15 protein-coding genes are annotated in these 16282 nt (G+C 73.1%); 4 read left to right on the top strand and 11 right to left on the bottom strand.

From position 1 onward, the window contains the following. The 5 genes from G3I41_RS27950 to G3I41_RS27930 all read right to left on the bottom strand — a co-directional run. The coding region (locus tag G3I41_RS27950; RefSeq protein ID WP_164403147.1) for an SDR family NAD(P)-dependent oxidoreductase at positions 1–147 on the bottom strand (147 nt) is incomplete at its 3' end. Beyond that, positions 144–1940: a glycoside hydrolase family 15 protein gene (locus tag G3I41_RS27945; protein ID WP_164403146.1), complete on the bottom strand. Its 1797-nt coding sequence runs from the start codon at positions 1938–1940 to the stop codon at positions 144–146. The genes G3I41_RS27950 and G3I41_RS27945, both read right to left, overlap by 4 nt. 25 nt (positions 1941–1965) lie before the next feature. Further along, positions 1966–3093 (bottom strand): enolase C-terminal domain-like protein, encoded by a 1128-nt coding sequence (locus G3I41_RS27940; protein ID WP_343242237.1) that lies wholly within the window; start codon positions 3091–3093, stop codon positions 1966–1968. Then, positions 3090–4895: a thiamine pyrophosphate-requiring protein gene (locus G3I41_RS27935; protein ID WP_164403145.1), complete on the bottom strand. Its 1806-nt coding sequence runs from the start codon at positions 4893–4895 to the stop codon at positions 3090–3092. The genes G3I41_RS27940 and G3I41_RS27935 overlap by 4 nt, the downstream gene beginning before the upstream one ends. 12 nt (positions 4896–4907) lie before the next feature. After that, positions 4908–7958 (bottom strand): FAD-binding and (Fe-S)-binding domain-containing protein, encoded by a 3051-nt coding sequence (locus G3I41_RS27930; RefSeq protein ID WP_164403153.1) that lies wholly within the window; start codon positions 7956–7958, stop codon positions 4908–4910. Positions 7959–8317: 359 nt separating this feature from the next. Between G3I41_RS27930 and G3I41_RS27925 the strand changes: the two genes are divergently transcribed. After that, a complete protein-coding gene (locus tag G3I41_RS27925; protein ID WP_164403152.1) occupies positions 8318–8644 on the top strand; it encodes a plasmid stabilization protein in 327 nt (108 codons plus the stop codon). A gap of 88 nt (positions 8645–8732) precedes the next feature. Further along, positions 8733–9281, top strand: coding sequence for a DUF6328 family protein (locus G3I41_RS27920; RefSeq protein ID WP_164403144.1), 549 nt, complete (start codon positions 8733–8735; stop codon positions 9279–9281). Positions 9282–9327: 46 nt separating this feature from the next. Here G3I41_RS27920 and G3I41_RS27915 read toward each other — a convergent pair whose 3' ends face one another. Next, the gene (locus tag G3I41_RS27915; RefSeq protein WP_164403143.1) at positions 9328–10293 is read right to left on the bottom strand and encodes an LLM class F420-dependent oxidoreductase; all 966 of its coding nucleotides are present in this window, start codon (positions 10291–10293) and stop codon (positions 9328–9330) included. 159 nt (positions 10294–10452) lie between these two features. Here G3I41_RS27915 and G3I41_RS27910 point away from each other — a divergent pair, with 159 nt between their 5' ends. After that, positions 10453–10830 carry a VOC family protein gene (locus G3I41_RS27910; protein ID WP_164403142.1) on the top strand — a complete coding sequence of 126 codons (378 nt, stop codon included), beginning with the start codon at positions 10453–10455 and terminating at the stop codon, positions 10828–10830. 63 nt (positions 10831–10893) lie between these two features. On the opposite strand, the gene G3I41_RS27905 is transcribed toward G3I41_RS27910, so the two are convergent. The 5 genes from G3I41_RS27905 to G3I41_RS27885 all read right to left on the bottom strand — a co-directional run bounded on the left by G3I41_RS27905 (position 10894) and on the right by G3I41_RS27885 (position 14668). Continuing rightward, positions 10894–11562 (bottom strand): HAD family hydrolase, encoded by a 669-nt coding sequence (locus tag G3I41_RS27905; protein WP_164403141.1) that lies wholly within the window; start codon positions 11560–11562, stop codon positions 10894–10896. A gap of 34 nt (positions 11563–11596) precedes the next feature. Next, on the bottom strand, positions 11597–12133 hold the full coding sequence (locus G3I41_RS27900; RefSeq protein ID WP_164403151.1) for an isochorismatase family cysteine hydrolase: 537 nt from the start codon (positions 12131–12133) through the stop codon (positions 11597–11599). 65 nt (positions 12134–12198) lie between these two features. Further along, on the bottom strand, positions 12199–13236 hold the full coding sequence (locus tag G3I41_RS27895) for an NAD-dependent epimerase/dehydratase family protein (RefSeq protein ID WP_164403140.1): 1038 nt from the start codon (positions 13234–13236) through the stop codon (positions 12199–12201). A gap of 21 nt (positions 13237–13257) precedes the next feature. Next, on the bottom strand, positions 13258–14448 hold the full coding sequence (locus tag G3I41_RS27890; RefSeq protein ID WP_164403139.1) for an alcohol dehydrogenase catalytic domain-containing protein: 1191 nt from the start codon (positions 14446–14448) through the stop codon (positions 13258–13260). Between the two features lie 40 nt (positions 14449–14488). Then, a complete protein-coding gene (locus G3I41_RS27885; protein WP_164403138.1) occupies positions 14489–14668 on the bottom strand; it encodes a hypothetical protein in 180 nt (59 codons plus the stop codon). Between the two features lie 374 nt (positions 14669–15042). Between G3I41_RS27885 and G3I41_RS27880 the strand changes: the two genes are divergently transcribed. Next, complete coding sequence (locus G3I41_RS27880; RefSeq protein WP_164403137.1) at positions 15043–16272, top strand: cytochrome P450; 1230 nt, start codon at positions 15043–15045, stop codon at positions 16270–16272. Positions 16273–16282 lie beyond the last annotated feature (10 nt).

Below are 16282 nucleotides of genomic sequence, written 5' to 3'. Positions count from 1 at the left end.
GGCCGCCTCCACCTCACGGGCGGCCGCGGCGAGTCCGGCCCGGCCCCGGGCGAGCAGGGCCACGTCGGCCCCGCGCGCCCCGAAGGCCCGGGCCACCGCCCGGCCGATTCCGGCGCTCGCTCCTGTGATGACGACGCTCTGGCTCACGGTGTCTCTCCTTCGGTGGGGGCCGGTGCGGCGAGGCGGACGGAGGTTTCGAGCATCAGCGCGTGGACGAACGCCTGCGGGAGGTTGCCGCGCAGCTGCCGCTGGCCGATGTCGTACTCCTCGGTGAACAGGCCCGGTGGCCCGCAGGCCGCCCGGTTGCGTTCGAACCAGCGCAGCGCCTCGCGCTCGTTGCCCTGCTGGTGCTCGGCGAGCGCCATCAGGTGGCCGCACAGCAGGAACGCTCCCTCGGCCTCCGCCAGGGGGCGTTCGTCGTGCCGGAAGCGGTACGCGTAGTGGTCGTGGGTCAGCTCGGCGCGGTAGGCGTCGAGCGTGCGGACGGTCCGGGGGTCGCGGGCGGAGACCCCGCCCCGGATCGCGGGCATCAGCAGGGCGGCGTCGAGTCCGGGGTCGTCGGGAGCGCGCTGCCAGCGCCCGGTCGGGTGGGTGCTGGTGGCCGCCGTCCGGGCGAGGAGCGTATCGGCGAGTCCGGCCCAGGAGGCCGCCTGCGCACAGCGGACGTTCTCGGCCATGGCGCGCAGGCCCGCCGCGCAGATGAGCCTGCTGTGCGTCCAGGCCCGGTCGTCCAGCTCCCAGATCCCCGCGTCCGGCTCGTGGTGGCGCCGTTCGACGGCCGCGACCGCGATGTCCGCCGCGCGCCGCCCGTCCGGGCCGAGCCGGCCGGTCCGGGCCGCGGCGGCGAACAGGAGCAGCGCCTCGCCGAACGCGTCGAACTGGAACTGCCGGTTGACGTGGTTGCCGATCCGGTTTCCGCCGCCCGGGTAGCCGGGGAGCGGCAGTTTCTCCTGGCCGGGCACGGGGGCGCCGGTGACGGTGTAGGCGGGCGCGAGCCGGGGGCCGTCCTCGTGGAGGCGGGCGGCGACGAAGCGGACGGCGTCGTCGGTCAGCCGGTGCGCGCCGGCCGCCGCCGCGGCCTGCCCGGCGTAGCACTGGTCGCGGATCCACACGTACCGGTAGTCGTAGTTGCGGCCCGCCTCGGCGCGCTCGGGAAGGCTGGTGGTGGCCGCGGCGACCATGCCGCCGGAGGCGCTCGTGAGGCCGCGCAGCACGGTGTGGGCGTGGCGTGCGTCGTCGGGGGCGAGGCAGTCGGGCAGCGGCTCGGCGGCGCGGGCCCAGGCGTCCCGGGTGGCGTGCCAGGCCCGGTCCGGGGCCACCGCTTCGCCGCGCCGGATGTCGTCCTCGTTCTCGGAGAGTTCGAGGACCAGGTCGTGGTGGCCGCCCGCCGGGACGGTGAGTTCCGCCGCCAGGCCCGTGCGGTGGCCGTCGCGGACGGGGTGGGCGCCCTCGGCCCCGGTCCACCGCCAGTGCAGGGGGCCGGTGTGCCCGGTCCACACCGCGGGCCGCTCGCGCCGCACGTCCCGCGAGCGGTGCGCGCCGAAGTCCGCGTGCGGTTCGAGGCGTACGGTCACCCGGGCGTCGCCCTCCACGGCGTGGATCCTGCGCAGCAGGACGGCGTGCCGTGCGTCGCCGGGGAAGGCCAGGGCCTCGTGGCACTCGATGACCCCGGCGGCGGTGACCCAGCGGTTGCGCCAGATCAGTGTCCCGGGCTCGTAGGAGCCGCCCCATACGAAGCGCTCGGTGGGCGTGACGGTGTAATGGCCGGGGCCGCCGATGAGGGCGGCGAAGACCGCGCCGGAGTCCCAGCGCGGGGCGCACAGCCAGGCGATGTCGCCCTGGGGGCCGATGAGCGCGCCCCGCTCCCCGTCGGCGACGAGGGCGTACTCGCGCAGGACGTGGGGCGGCGGGTTGTCGTGCGGAGGGTGCGGGCGGGTCATGCGCCTCCTTCTGTGGTCCGGCGGGTCACCGGACGCGGTACCGTTCCGCCTCCCCGGCGCGCAGTTCCAGGCCGTGTCCGGGGGCGCCGGACGCGCCGGGGCGTACGGTGCCGCCGGCCGGGTCGAGCACCCCGTCGAAGAACATGTCCTCGATGCGGACGTGGTCGTGGAACCACTCCAGGTGGCGGAGGTTGGGTACGGCCGAGGCGGCATGGGCGTGGACGTGCGGGGCGCAGTGTCCGGAGAGGCCGAGCCCGGCGGCCTCGGCGAGCGCGGCGGCGCGGAGCCAGACGGTGATGCCGCCGCAGCGGGTGGCGTCCGCCTGGAGGCAGTCCACGGCACCGGCGGTGACCAGCTGCCAGAAGTACGGCAGGGTGTAGCCGTACTCACCGGCCGTCACGTCGGCCGTCGTGGCCGCCTTGATCTGGGCGAGCCCGGCCGGGTCGTCGGAGGAGACGGGTTCCTCGTACCAGGTCACGCCGTGTTCCTCGAAGCATCGCGCCACGCGGACGGCCTGTTTGCGGGTGTAGGCCCCGTTGGCGTCCACGTAGAGCTCGGTGCCGTCCCCGACGCTGCGGCGGGCCTTCGCGATCCGGTCGAGGTCGCGCCGCTCCTCGCGGCCCCAGGACTCGCCGATCTTGATCTTGACGCGGGGGATGCCCTGGGCCTCCGCCCAGCCGCGCAGCTGCCGGTCCTGCCGGCTGTCGTCGTACGGGGTGAAGCCGCCGCTCCCGTAGACGGGGACCTCCTGGAGGCTCGCGCCGAGGAGCCGGGTCAGCGGCAGGTCCAGGAGGCGGGCCTTCAGGTCCCAGAGGGCGATGTCCACGGCGGACACCGCCTGGGCGACGAGTCCGGGACGCCCGGCGTTGCGGACGGCCCGGCTCATGGCCTCGTTGGCGGCGGGCACGTCCCAGGCGCTGCGCCCCGTGACCACCCCCGCGAGCAGTTGGTCGACGGCCGCGGCGGTGGCGGGCGCCCCGTAGGTGTAGCCGAGGCCGCTCGTCGGGCCGGCGCCCACCCGGACCAGGACGAGCGTGGTCTCGTCCCAGGCCAGGGTCCCGTCGCCCTCGGGGGCGTCGGTGGGCACGGTGTAGACGGCGGTCTCCACCCGGTCGATGAGGGGGGCTTCCGCGTCGCCGGGGCGCGGGGTCACTTGTCGGAGGACCCGTCGTGGTGGCCGGGCAGCATCTCCTGGACCTTGGCCTTGAAGCCCTGGCGCACCATGCCCACCCGGTCGCTGTCGCCCTTGACGATGGCGGACGCGGCGGCCTCGATCTGGTCCAGGCTGGCGTGCGGCGGGATCGGCGGGACGGCCGGGTCGGTCCGGAAGTCGATGACGAACGGCCGGTCGCAGGCCAGGGCGCGGTGCCAGGCGTCCTCGACCTGGTCGGGCTTCTCGACGCGGATGCCGTCCAGGCCCACCGAGCGGGCGAAGTCGGCGTAGCGCACGTCGGGCAGCGACTGGGAGGGCAGGAACTGCGGGGCGCCGGACATGGCGCGCATCTCCCAGGTGACCTGGTTGAGGTCCTCGTTGTTGAGGACGGCGACGATCAGGCGGGGGTTGTCCCACTCGCGCCAGTACTTGGCGATCGTGATGAGTTCCGCCATGCCGTTCATCTGCATCGCCCCGTCGCCCACGATCGCGATGGCGGGCCGGTCGGGGTGGGCGAACTTGGCGCCGATGACGTACGGCACGCCGGGGCCCATGGTGGCGAGCGTGCCGGAGAGGGAGCCGCGCATGTTGCCCCGGAAGCGCAGGTGCCGGGCGTACCAGTTGGCGGCGGAGCCGGAGTCCGAGGCCACCATGACGTCGTCCGGCAGGAGCGCGTCGAGTGCGTGCACGACGTACTCGGGGTTGACCGGTTCGGCCTCGACCGCGGCGCGGCCCTTCATGACCTCCCACCACTTGGCGGTGTCCTTCTCGATCTTCTTCCGCCAGGAACCGTGCTTCTTGCGCTTGAGGCGCGGCAGCAGGGCGTCGAGGGTGGCCCGGGCGTCACCGATCAGGTTGACCTCGAACGGGTAGCGCAGACCGATCATGAAGGGGTCGATGTCGATCTGTACCGCACGGGCCTGGTCGAGTTCGGGCAGGAACTGGGTGTACGGGAAGCTGGAGCCGATCACCAGCAGGGTGTCGCACTCCTGCATCAACTCGTAGCTGGGGCGGGTCCCGAGCAGTCCGATGGAGCCGGTCACGTACGGCAGGTCGTCGGGCAGGACGTCCTTGCCGAGCAGCGCCTTGGCGACGCCCGCGCCCAGGTGCTCGGCCAGCCGCTCGACCTCGGCGCGTGCGCCCCGAGCGCCCTGCCCGACGAGGATCGCGACCTTCTCGCCCGCGTTCAGCACCTCGGCGGCGCGGGCGATGTCGTCCTCGGCGGGGACGGGCGCGTACGCGCTCGCGCCGAGGCTGGAGGGCACCATCTTGAACGCGTGGGTGGGCGGCGAGTAGTCCAGTTCCTGGACGTCGGCCGGGATGACGACGGCGGTCACGGTGCGCTTGGCGTACGCGGTGCGCATGGCCCGGTCGATGACGTTGGGCAGCTGTTCGGGGACGGTGACCATCTCGCAGAACTCGGAGGCCACGTCCTTGTACAGGCTGAGCAGGTCCACCTCCTGCTGGTAGGAGCCGCCCATGGCGCTGCGGTTGGTCTGGCCGACGATCGCGACGACGGGCACGTGGTCCAGCTTGGCGTCGTACAGGCCGTTGAGCAGGTGGATCGCTCCGGGGCCCGAGGTGGCGGCGCAGACGCCGGCCTTGCCGGAGAACTTCGCGTAGCCGACGGCCTGGAACGCGGCCATCTCCTCGTGCCGTGCCTGGACGAACTTCGGCTTGTTCTCGGCCCTCCCCCAGGCGGCGAGCAGCCCGTTGATCCCGTCGCCGGCGTAGGCGAAGACGTGGTCGACGTCCCATTCGCGCAGTCGCTGCAGGACGTAGTCGGAGACCTTGGTGGCCATGGGTTCGCTCTCCTATCGGTGGTGGTGCTTCGTGCTTCGGTTCCGGCGCAGGGCGGCGTACGCGGCCGTGCCGAGCGCGGTCAGTGCGGTGAGCGCGGCGCCCGTCACGAGCCGGCTCGCGGCGGGGGCCGGGCGGGCGGGGCGCGCGGTGGCCTTCTCGGGGTGGACGGCGGGCAGCGGCCCGTCGAGTCCGAGCGCGAGTGCTTCGGCCAGGTGCATGGCGCGGCGGCCGGTCCCGCCCTGCTCGATCTGGGTGCGGCAGCTGAATCCGTCGGCGACGACCAGGGCGTCGGGCGCGGCGCCCCGGACGGCGGGCAGGACGCCCTGCTCGCCGATGTCCATGGACAGGTCGTAGTGGCCGCGTTCGAAGCCGAAGTTGCCGGCGAGCCCGCAGCAGCCCTCGTCCAGGACCTCGGTGTCGAGCCCGGCGCGGCGCATGAGTTCGCGGTCGGCGTCGAACTTGGTGACGGCGTGCTGGTGGCAGTGCGTCTGCACGGTGGCCCGCCGGGTGAGGACGGGCGGCCGCCAGTCGTCGGGGGCGTCGTTGACCAGGAGTTCGGCGAAGGTGCGGAACTGCCCGGCGAGGCGCTGGACGTCCTGGTCGTGCGGCATCAGCTCCGGCGCGTCGGACCGGAAGACGGCCGTGCAGGACGGTTCCAGGCCGACGATCGGGGTGCCGGCCTCGATCCACGGCCGCAGCACCTCGACGGTCCGGCGCAGCACCTTCTTCGCGGTGGCGGGCTGTCCGGTGGAGATCCAGGTGAGCCCGCAGCAGACGGCCTGCCGGGGGACGGCGACCTGGAAGCCGGCGTCCTCCAGGACGCGTACCGCCGACCGGGCGATGCCGGGGTGGAAGGAGGACGTGAAGGTGTCCGGCCACAGCACCACGGTCCGGGCGTCCGCCGGGTCGGGCTCCGGCAGCCCCCGCTCCCGCCACCACTCGACGAACGACTCCTCGGCGAACGAGGGCGGCTGCCGCTCGTCGGCGATCCCGGCGGCGCGCTTGGCGACGCGGCGGAGTCCGGGGGCGTCGAGGGCGGCGTTGACCAGACGGGGTGCGATGCGGGAGAGCCGGGCCCACAGGGGCAGCCAGCCCAGCGAGTAGTGGGCGGTGGGGCGCAGCCGGCCCGCGTAGTGGTGGGCCAGGAATTCGGACTTGTACGTGGCCATGTCGACGCCCACCGGGCAGTCGGACTTGCAGCCCTTGCAGGCGAGGCAGAGGTCGAGCGCGTCGCGGACCTCGGTGGAGCGCCAGCCGTCGGTGACGGGCGTGTCCTGGTGGCCGCCGAGCATCTCGAAGAGCAGCCGGGCCCGCCCCCGGGTGGAGTGCTCCTCCTCCCCCGTGGCCCGGTAGGAGGGGCACATCACGCCACCGCTGTGGGAGCGGCAGTTGCCGATGCCGACGCACCGCATGACGGCCCGGTTGAAGGAGCCCTCGTCGTCCGGGTAGTGGAAGTGCGTCTCGTCGTTCGCGGGGCGCCAGTGCGGGCCCAGCCGCAGGTTCTCGTCGGTGCGGTACGGGTCGGTGACCTTGCCGGGGTTCATCCGGTTGCCGGGATCCAGCAGGGCCTTGACCTCACCGAACGCGGCGACGAGCCGCTCACCGTACATGCGGGGCAGCAGCTCGCCGCGCGACTGCCCGTCGCCGTGCTCGCCGGAGAGCGAACCGCCGTACGAGACGACGAGGTCGGCCGCCCGGAACAGGAACTCCCGGAAGGACCCGACGCCCTCGGCGGTTTTCAGCGCGAAGGGGATGCGGGTGTGCACGCAGCCCTGCCCGAAATGGCCGTAGAGGGAGGGGTGGTCGTAGTCGAACTCGGCGAAGAGCTTCTTCAGGTCGCGCAGGTAGTCGCCGAGCCGCTCGGGCGGAACGGCGGAGTCCTCCCAGCCCTCCCAGGTCTCCCGTCCGTCCGGCGGCCGTGCGGTCACGCCCAGCCCGGCTTCCCGGGCCTTGAGCATCCGGCGCTCGCGCGGCGGGTCGTCGGAGAAGGTCACCGCGGGGTCGTCCTCGTCGCGGCCGAGCGCCTTCAGCAGGTCGCGCGCCTGCCGGTCCACGTCCTCCTGGGTGTCCCCGCTGAACTGGAGCAGCAGCCAGCCGTCGCCCTCCGGGAAGGTGTCCAGGGAGGCGACGTGGCTGTCCTCCTCGCGCATGAGCTGCGCCATCCGGCCGTCCAGCGCCTCCAGCTGCGTCGGGGAGCTGTGTTCCAGCAGGCGCGGCACCTCGTCGGCGGCCGCGCAGATGTCGGGGTAGCCGAGGACGAGCATCGCCTCGTGGGGCGGGACGGGGACCAGGTCGAGCTCGGCACGCAGGACGGTGACGAGGGTGCCTTCGCTGCCGACGAGGGCGCGGGCCACGTCGAAGCCCTTCTCCGGCAGCAGCGAGTCGAGGTTGTAGCCGGAGACGCGGCGCGGAATGCTGGGGAACCCCTGGCGGACGTCGGCGAGATGCGCGTCGACGATCCGGCGCAGCCCCTGGTACACCTCGGCCCGGCGGCCGCCGGCTCCGACGATCTCCACGAACTCCGCGTCGGAGGTCGGGCCCACCCAGCAGCGGAGCCCGTCGTAGGTCAGGATCTCCAGCCGCCGGACGTTGTCGACGGTCTTGCCGTACGCCTGCGCGGACGCGCCGCACGAGTTGTTGCCGATCATGCCGCCCAGTGAGCAGTGGCTGTGCGTCGAGGGTTTCGGGCCGAACCGCAGGCCGCGGTCCGCCAGCTGCCGGTTCAGTTCGTCCAGCACGATGCCGGGCTCCACCACGCAGGTGCGGGCGGCCTCGTCCACGGAGACGAGGTGGTGGCAGTACTTCGTCCAGTCGATGACGACGGCGACGTTGGTGCACTGCCCGGCGAGGCTGGTCCCGCCGCCCCGGGAGAGCACCGGTACACCGTGCCGGGCGCAGACGGCGACCGCCTCGGCGCCCGCGTCCACCGTGCGGGGGACGACGACGCCGATGGGCACCTGCCGGTAGTTGGAGCCGTCGGTCGCGTAGGCGCCCCTGCTGCCCGCGTCGAAGCGAATCTCGCCGTCGACGCGCCGTTCCAGCTCACGGCGGAGGGCCCGCATGTCCGGCGCCGGGTCCGTATCCGTACCGTGCTGCCCGTCCGCCGGGGCGTTCCCTCCCGTGACCATCCGCCGCTCCTCCTCGTCTTCCGGCGCGCGCCGGGGTGGCCCGGCCTCGCAGAGACCCCGGTACCCGAAGTCGGCGGGTTCACTTATGGGCGGCTCGGTGAGTGACCCCGATCGGCCCTGCGGAACCGGTCGGCCGGGCGTACGGGCAGCCGTGGGCGTCACCCGAGCGCACGACCCGGTGGGCGTCCCCGCCGAGGCGGTGCCATGTTTCGGACGTGGCCGCCCGGCAACCCGGGTGGTGACCCCCGGACCGGGCCCGCGTGGCCGAGGACGAGAGCGAGGAGGACGGCGTCATGCCGGCAGGATCGAGCCCCAAGCGTGAGCGTCAGTACGAGCACGTGAAGGAGAGCGCGGAGAAGCGCGGCACGTCCGAGAAGCGTGCCAAGGAGATCGCCGCCCGCACGGTGAACAAGGAGCGTGCCCGCTCCGGCGAGTCGAAGACGGCGAGCCGGACGTCCACGCGCGACCCCAAGTCGGCCTCCCAGCGCGGCGGTGAGCGCTCGCACAAGGGCGCGCAGGGCCGCACGAAGGACCAGCTGTACGAAGAGGCGAAGAAGAAGAACATCGAGGGCCGCTCCACGATGAGCAAGGAGCAGCTTCTGAAGGCCGTCAGCCGCTGAATCGGCGGGGCGTGGCCGAAACCTTTCTGCGCGGGCCGGGCGGCCCGCGCAGAAAGGTTTCGGCACGAGGGAGGGAGGGACACCGCACATGGACAACGGACGAGGCGAAGAGAACGACCGCGGGGACGACGACCGCGAGGGCGTCCACCGCGGGCGCGACGAGACGACCGAGGAGCGGGCGGACCGCCGCTGGACGGAACTGCTCCAGGAGCTGCGGGTCGCGCAGACCGGGGTGCAGATCCTCTTCGGTTTCCTGCTGGCGGTGGTCTTCCAGCCGCGCTTCGGCACCCTGTCGGACACCGACCGGACGATCTACGTCGTCACCGTGCTCCTCGGTTCCGCCACGGCGGCCGCGCTGATCGGGCCCGTCTGCTTCCACCGGCTGCTGACCGGCCGCCACCTGAAGCCGGAGACCGTGGTGTGGGCGTCGCGGCTCACCCTGCTCGGGCTCGTGCTGCTGTTCTGCACGATGTGTTCGGCGCTGCTGCTGATCATGCGCGTGGCGCTGCACAACACGCTGGCCCTGTGGCTGGTGGGCGGGATGGCGCTGTGGTCCTTCGTCTGCTGGTTCGTCTTTCCGGCCTGGGCGCTGGCCAGGTCGTCCAACGGACGCGACGGCTCCGCTCACGTGAAGTGACTCCGTACGCACCCGTGCCTCGCCGGGCCGGGTGCGTACGCACGTGTCACAGGGCGCGCAGCGCGGGCAGCAGCTTCTCCTGGGCCCAGTCGATGAACGGCTTCTGGTGGTCTCCGCCGATCTGGACGAGGGCGACCTCGGTGAACCCCGCGTCGACGAAGGGGCGCACCGCTTCCACGAACTGCCCGACGTCGTCGCCGCAGGGCACCGCCTCGGCGATGTCGTCGGGCCGGACGTACTGTGTGGCCTGGTCGAAGGCGGAGGGGCCCGGAAGCTCCGAGTTGACCTTCCAGCCGCCGACGGACCAGCGGAACTGGTCGTGAGCCCGCTTCACCGCCGCGTCGCGGTCGGTGTCGTAGCAGACGGGCAACTGGCCGACCCGGGGCTTCCCGCCGCCGCCGTGCCGGTCGAAGTCGGTGAGCAGTTCCTCCTTGGGCTCGGTGGCGATCACCAGGTCCGCGAGCCGGCCCGCGATCTCGCACGACCGGTCGCCGGAGACGGCTACACCGAGTGGCACGGCCACCTCGGGCACGTCCCACAGCTTGGCGTTCTCCACGTCGAAGTGGGGGCCGTGGTGGTTGACGTAGCCGCCGGCGAGGAGCGCCTTGATGATCTCCACCGCCTCTTCGAGTTTGTCGAGCCGCACCCGGGCGTCCGGCCAGCCGCCGCCCACCACGTGTTCGTTCAGACTCTCGCCGGAGCCGAGCCCGAGCCGGAACCGCCCCTCGGAGAGCAGTTGCAGCGTCGCGGCCTTCTGCGCCACGACGGCCGGGTGGTAACGGGTGGTCGGGCAGGTCACGTACGTCATCAAGGGGATGCGCGTCGTGGCCTGCGCGGCGGCGCCCAGCACGCTCCAGGCGTACGGGGCGTGGCCCTGGGACTTCAGCCAGGGGAAGTAGTGGTCGGAGGTCACGGAGAAGTCGAAGCCGGCCTGTTCGGCCGCCACCACGTCCTCGACGAGGGCCCGCGGTCCCGACTGCTCGGTCATCATCGTGTATCCGAATTGCACCATATGGGATGGGTTACCGATCCCCGGCGGTCGAAACGTGCCGGCTCCACTGGTTCCGGATCGTGTTTCCCCCTCGTTCCGGATCATGTTTCCTCCGCGCCGGACGCGGAACCCGGGAGGGGGACGTCCGCATGTCCGCGTACACCGAGAGTGAGGGATGACATGGCTGTCGCGACCTACTGCCTGGTTGCCGTCGACTGCCCGGATCCGGCGGCGCTCGCCGGCTTCTACCAGAAGGTGCTGGGCGGGGAGGTGACGCACGACAACGACCGCTGGTACGACCTCCGGGTCCCCGGCGGGGCGCGCCTGGCCTTCCAGCTCGCCCCCGACCACCGGCCGCCGGAGTGGCCGAGCGGCGACCGGAACTCGCAGCAGGAGCACCTGGACTTCGAGGTGGAGGACATGGAGGCCGCCCAGCGCGAGGTGCTCGCCCTGGGGGCCACACCGCTCGATCTGGACGACGACGGCGGAAAGCGCGGCTTCCGGGTCTTCGCGGACCCGGCGGGACACCCGTTCTGCCTGTGCGACGGCGGCGGCTGAGGGCGTAGAACCCTGGGCTCAGGGGGTGAGAAGCTCCGAGGGCTCGGGCTCAGGGGCCCGGGCTCAGGGGCTCATACGGGCGATGACGCCGGTGTCGAGGCGGTCCAGGAAGGCGGCCGGGGACGCGTGGACCTCCACGGCCCCGGCCTCCTCCAGGTCCGCCCGGGGGATGCCGCCCGACAGCAGGCCCACGGCCGGCACCGACGCCCTGGTGGCCGCCGCCATGTCCCAGACGGAGTCGCCGATGTACACCGCCTCCTCGCTGGTGGCGCCGGCGATGTCCATCGCGTGACGGATCGGGTCGGGGGCGGGTTTCCCCTCGTCCACGTCGTCGGAGCTGGCGGTGCCGGAGATCACGTCGTCGGCGTCGAGCGCGCGCCGCAGGGCCTTGAGCTCATGGCCGGAGGCGGAGGTGGCGAGAACGATCGTCCAGCCCCGGCCGGCCAGGGCGCGCAGCAGGTCCGCCGCGCCGTCCAGCGGGGGCAGGCGGTCGAAGTAGGTGGCGTACAGCGCGGAGTGCGTGGCACTGATGCCGGCGTCCTGGTCCCGGTCCCGGCCGGAGCCGAGCAGATGGGCGACCAGGTCGTCGGAGCCGAGGCCGACCGCGCGGTGGATCGCGGGCATCGGCACGGTGTGCCCGGCTTGGCGGAACGCCTCCCACCACGCGGTGACGTGCAGGTAGTTGGTGTCGACCAGGGTGCCGTCCACATCGAACAGCGCGGCGCGCGTCATGGGTGTCCTTTCGTGCCGGTCCGGCCCGGCGGTGTCACAGGTGGATCTCTTCGGCGGCGCACACCCGGGCGCCCATGTTCCGTTCCGTCATCCGCAGGGCGGCGTCGGCCAGGTCGGGGTGGATGTGGGCCACTCCGTCGCGCGGGATGGTCAGGTCCATGTGGCGGATGTGCGCGTCGAGCGCGGAGTAGAGGATGCACTGCTCCGTCACCTGGCCGGTCAGGACGAGGTGGTCCACGTCCAGCTGGTGGAGCAGGTAGGGCAGGGGCGTCTCGTAGAAGATCGAGTGCCGGGCCTTGACGACGAAGAGCGAGTTCTCGTCGGGCTTCAGCGGTTCGACCAGGTCGGGGCGGGCGCCCGCCATGGCCGCCGCCACGATCTCCCCGTGGTGGGAGCGCCAGTCGCCGAAGTTGTCGTTGGCGTAGATCACGAGTGCACCGCTGCCCCGGGCCTCCTTCAGCATGCCCGCGATGACGGGCACGGCTCGCTCGGCCGAGGGAAGGAGCTGGTCGGCGTCCTCGTGGTCGTACGGATTGATCATGTCGATGACGATCAGCGCCTTGCGGGACATGGTTGTCATGGTGGCATCCGTGGGCATGCGCGGCGAACTGTCGCCCTGCACCCTGCCCGCCCTCCTCAGCTCCACCGGCTGCCGGTCAGCGGGGCGGTCTCCTCGCCCGTACCGCGTACGACGCCGCGCAGGAACGCCGTGAGCGCCTCGGACGCCGAGTAGCGAGGCCGCCAGCCCAGCTCCTCGCGGGCCCGGGCGCAGTCCATGACGGGCAGCCGCAGCACGGCGTCGAAGAGGTGGGGCGACGCCGGGACCGCCCGGGCGTGCCAGGCGGTCGCCAGCGCGCCGCGTACGAGCGGCAGGGGCGCGCGCACCACCCGCGCATCGAGGAGCGCACCGAGGGAGTGGGCGTCGGTGACGGTGTCGGCGGCCAGGTTGAAGGGGCCGCGCACGTCGCCGAGCACGGCGAGCCGGTACGCCTCGGCCGCGTCGTCGGTGTGCAGCACCTGGAACCTCAGCCCCTCCAGGTCGGGTACGAAGGGCAGCAGGTCGGGGCGGAGGAGTACGCCGGGGAGGTATTTCCCGCCGAAGATGCGCCGTTGCTCGGGGGCGGCCGTCTCCTTGAAGAGGAAGCCGGGCCGCATCCGTACCACCCGGATCTGCGGGTGCCGCAGTTCGTAGGTGTCCAGGACCCGTTCCAGATATGCCTTCTCCCGGCAGTAGGCGGCGTCCGGCCAGCCGTGGGTCGGCCACTGTTCGTCGACGCCGGGCTCCCGCTTCGGCCCGGGTGAATAGGCACCCACCGACGAGGCGTGGACCAGAGCCGGGACACCGGCCGTGCGCACCGCGTCGAAGACGCGGAGGGAGCCCTCGACGTTGCTGCGCCAGGTGACGACGGGGTCGTGGGTGGGCTGGAAGCGCCAGGCCAGGTGGACGACGGCGTCCGCACCCGTGAGCAGGGAGCCGAGTGTCCGGGCGCTGTCCGGGCGGGAGAGGTCCACCCTCCCCCACTCGACGCCGGGCAGGGTGAGGTCGGGCAGCCGCCGGGCCAGGCCGAGGACGGACCCGACGTCCGGGTCCCGCGAGAGGGCCCGTACGAGGCTCGTGCCCACGTTGCCGGTGGCGCCCGTGACGACGACGCGCAGGCCTTGCGATGCGTTCACGGTGAATCCCTTCGTCGCGGCTCAGGGCCGGAGCAGCGTCTTGACCATGCCGTCGGCCTTCGCCTGGAAGGTCTCGTACGCCTTGGGGCCCTCCTCCAGCGACAGGTGGTGCGTGGCGAAGCCGTCGACGCCCAGCGGGTCGTCGTCCACGAGCAGCGGCAGGATGTCGGGCACCCAGCGCTTGACGTTCGCCTGGCCCATCCGGAGCTGGATCTGCTTGTCGAACATGGTGAGCAGGGGCAGCGGATCGACGGCGCCGCCGTAGACACCGGAAATGGAGATGGTGCCGCCCCGGCGCACCACGTCGATGGCGGTGAGGAGGGCGGTGAGCCGGTCGATGCCGGCGCGTTCCATGAGCGGGCGGGCCGCCGCGTCCGGCAGGAGGCCGACCGCCCACTGGCCGGCCTTGCCGAGCGGCGCGCCGATGGCGTGGGCCTCCATGCCGACGGCGTCGATGACCGCGTCGGTGCCCCGGCCGCCGGTGAGGTCGCGGACCGCGTCCGGCAGGTCCTTGCCGTAGCGCCCGAGGTCGAGGGTCTGGACGCCGCGCGCGGCGGAGCGGGCGAGGCGCTCGGGGACCAGGTCCACGCCGATGACCAGGCCGGCGCCGCGGTGCAGGGCGATGCGGGCGGCCATGTCGCCGATCGGGCCGAGGCCGAGGACGGTGACGCTGCCGCCGGGCGGGATCGCGGCGTACTCGACGGCCTGCCAGGCGGTGGGCAGCACGTCGGACAGATAGACGAAACGGTCGTCCGACGGCCCCTCGGGGACCTTGATGGGCAGGGTGTTGCCGAAGGGGACCCGCAGCAGTTCGGCCTGCCCGCCGGGCACCTGTCCGTAGAGCTTGGTGTACCCGAAGAGCGAGGCGCCGGTGCCGTACTCCCTGACCTGCGTGGTCTCGCACTGCGAGTGCAGGCCCCGGCCGCACATGTAGCAGGTGCCGCAGGAGACGTTGAACGGGACGACGACCCGGTCACCGCGTGACACGGCGGTCACCTCGGGGCCCGTCACCTCCACGACGCCCATCGGCTCGTGGCCCAGGATGTCGCCGGGATCGAGGTAGGGGCCCAGCACTTCGTACAGATGGAGGTCCGATCCGCAGATGCCCGTCGAGGTGACCCGGATGATGATGTCGGTCGGGTCCTGGATGACGGGGTCGGGAACGGTTTCGACGCGGACGTCACGCTTTCCCTGCCAGGTCAGTGCACGCATGAGTGATCTCCTCGCTGTCGGGTGACGGCTGCGCCGCCGTTCAGTGGCGGCCCTCGCGCCGTGCCGCCTTCGCCTCGGCCTGGGCGATCCGTCCGGCGGTCTCGCGCCGGCGCCCCTCCGCCTTCAGGCGCTCGTCGCCCAGCGCGGCGCCGTCCGACCTGAGCTTCGCCGCCTTCGCCCTCATGGCCAGGGCGCGGGCGATTTCGGCATGCCTTCCCATGTCTCCTCGGTTCCTCCCGGGTCGTCCTGCGGGTGTGCCCGCACAGCCGTTCCGTGCGACGGGTTCCCACGGAATCCGGGTTCAACCGGAATGCCCGATTCAATCCGGGGAGCCGGCCGGCCGGGGCGGTCAGGCCGTACGAAAACGCCCCGGCCACCCCGCATGTCCCTCAGCGGCACGGGTACCCGCCTGGCCAGGCTCCCGGCGTACGCGGGAGCAGGCGCTGCGGTTGGGACCACAGCCGCAGCGCCGTCCGGCGGACTCCCGGTCGCGCGCCGGCCCCGGTGCGCCCAGGATCGACGGCGGGGCGCCGACGGGCCGTCCCCGGACGCCACGCCCCCGCACGGCCCCCACCCCTGTCCTACGGAGACTTCATGGCCGACAGCACCCTGTCCCTCCTGCTCCGGGGTTACGCGTGGCTGCCGGACCGCCGGCGGCGGTCCGGCGGCGCGCCGGTCCGCACCCGCCTGCTCGGCAAACGGGTCATCGCGCTGCACGGGCCGGCCGCCGTCCGCTTCTTCTACGACGAGGACCACGTCCGCCGCCACGGGGCGCTGCCGGAGCCGGTCATCGACACGTTGTTCGGGCAGGGGGCGGTGCACACCCTGGACGGTGAGCGGCACCGGGTGCGCAAGGGCATGTTCCTCCACCTGCTGAAGGACCCGGAGGGCGTGCGGGCCCTGACGGACCGGGTCGCCCTGGAGTGGAAGGACGCCGTGGCCGGGTGGGCGGACCGGGGCCGGGTCGTGCTGTTCGACGAGGTGGCCGGGGTGCTCACGCGCGCCGTCCACGCGTGGGCCGGGGTGCCGCTGCCGGAGGGCGGGGCGGACGGCGTGGCGCGCGACCTGGTGGCCATGGTGGACGGGTTCGCGTCGGCCGGCCCCCGGCAGTTGCGCGCCCGCGCCGCCCGGCTCCGGCAGGAGAGGCGTCTGGCCCGCCTGGTGGAGCGGGAACGCGGCAGCGGCGACGCCGGGGCCGGAGTCGGGGCGGGCGCTACCCCGTTCCGTACCGTCGTGCACCACCGCGATGCCGGCGGCGCGCTGCTCGACCCCCGTACGGCGGCCGTCGAGGTGCTCAACATCCTGCGTCCGACCGTCGCGGTCAGCTGGTTCGCGGCGTTCGCGGCGCACGCCCTGCACCGGTGGCCGGAGCACCGGGCGGCGCTCCGCGACGGCGGCCCCGCCTTCGCCCTCGCCTTCGCGCAGGAGGTCCGCCGCTTCTACCCGTTCGCCCCGTTCGTCGGCGGGCTCGCGGCCGACCGGCTCGAATGGGAGGGCCGCACCATCCGGCCGGGGACGCTGGTGCTCCTCGACCTGTACGGCCAGAACCACGACCCGGACCTGTGGCCGCGGCCCTACGTCTTCGACCCCGCGCGCTTCCACGGCACGCCGGTGCGGCCCGACGAACTGGTCCCGCAGGGCGGCGGCGACCCGGCGACGGGACACCGCTGCCCTGGCGAGGACATCACCCTCGCCCTGCTGTCCACCCTCGCGGTACTGCTGTCCGGCCTCGTGTACCGGGTGCCGGAACAGGACCTGTCCATCCCCCTCCGCCGCGTCCCCACCGCGCCCCGGAGCGGGTTCGTCATCGAGGACGTCCGGTAACCCCCGGTCC

This window comes from Streptomyces sp. SID9727 (assembly GCF_010550605.1).
Taxonomy (GTDB): Bacteria; Actinomycetota; Actinomycetes; order Streptomycetales; family Streptomycetaceae; genus Streptomyces.
The sequence above is the reverse complement of the archived record's forward strand: the minus strand, read 5'-3'. Positions and strand labels throughout refer to the sequence as shown.

What these genes read in the sequence shown, in the direction of transcription:
- G3I41_RS27890 (WP_164403139.1), bottom strand. Translation starts at nt 14,448, where the DNA reads ATGCGTGCACTGACCTGGCAGGGAAAGCGTGACGTCCGCGTCGAAACC.
- G3I41_RS27880 (WP_164403137.1), top strand. Translation starts at nt 15,043, where the DNA reads ATGGCCGACAGCACCCTGTCCCTCCTGCTCCGGGGTTACGCGTGGCTG.
- G3I41_RS27925 (WP_164403152.1), top strand. Translation starts at nt 8,318, where the DNA reads ATGCCGGCAGGATCGAGCCCCAAGCGTGAGCGTCAGTACGAGCACGTG.
- G3I41_RS27920 (WP_164403144.1), top strand. Translation starts at nt 8,733, where the DNA reads ATGGACAACGGACGAGGCGAAGAGAACGACCGCGGGGACGACGACCGC.
- G3I41_RS27905 (WP_164403141.1), bottom strand. Translation starts at nt 11,562, where the DNA reads ATGACGCGCGCCGCGCTGTTCGATGTGGACGGCACCCTGGTCGACACC.
- G3I41_RS27945 (WP_164403146.1), bottom strand. Translation starts at nt 1,940, where the DNA reads ATGACCCGCCCGCACCCTCCGCACGACAACCCGCCGCCCCACGTCCTG.
- G3I41_RS27915 (WP_164403143.1), bottom strand. Translation starts at nt 10,293, where the DNA reads ATGGTGCAATTCGGATACACGATGATGACCGAGCAGTCGGGACCGCGG.
- G3I41_RS27885 (WP_164403138.1), bottom strand. Translation starts at nt 14,668, where the DNA reads ATGGGAAGGCATGCCGAAATCGCCCGCGCCCTGGCCATGAGGGCGAAG.
- G3I41_RS27930 (WP_164403153.1), bottom strand. Translation starts at nt 7,958, where the DNA reads ATGCGGGCCCTCCGCCGTGAGCTGGAACGGCGCGTCGACGGCGAGATT.
- G3I41_RS27935 (WP_164403145.1), bottom strand. Translation starts at nt 4,895, where the DNA reads ATGGCCACCAAGGTCTCCGACTACGTCCTGCAGCGACTGCGCGAATGG.
- G3I41_RS27900 (WP_164403151.1), bottom strand. Translation starts at nt 12,133, where the DNA reads ATGTCCCGCAAGGCGCTGATCGTCATCGACATGATCAATCCGTACGAC.
- G3I41_RS27910 (WP_164403142.1), top strand. Translation starts at nt 10,453, where the DNA reads ATGGCTGTCGCGACCTACTGCCTGGTTGCCGTCGACTGCCCGGATCCG.